A 326-nucleotide genomic window follows, 5' to 3' on the forward strand; every position below is an offset into this window, starting at 1 on the left:
GAGTTGTTCTCGTTGCTCACAGAGTCGAGGCTACCCGCCGAGGTCGGAGTGCTCACGGTCGCACCATCTCCGGACTCACGAACACGGTGTCGCCGTCGACCGTGATCTCCACATCGCGGAGATAGGGATGCACCGCGGCGAGGTCCACGTCGACGCCGAGGCCGGGTGCATCCGGCACATGGACGAGACCGTCCTGGTCGGGGACGAGGTGCGTCCTCGTGATGTCCTCTGCGAGGCGTTTGGGGTGGGCCGGGTACTCGCAGATGCGATGGTCGGCGAGGCCGGCGTATGGCTGCAGCGACGCCGACAGGGCGAGGTGCGACGTG

1 protein-coding gene is annotated in these 326 nt (G+C 67.2%); it reads right to left on the reverse strand.

The window, feature by feature from the left end; genetic code table 11:
- Nucleotides 1-52 precede the first annotated feature (52 nt).
- A partial coding sequence (locus HO151_RS02045; RefSeq protein ID WP_302479531.1) for an enolase C-terminal domain-like protein occupies nt 53-326 on the reverse strand: 274 nt, incomplete at its 5' end.

It is taken from the genome of Streptomyces sp. 8P21H-1 (assembly GCF_013302945.1).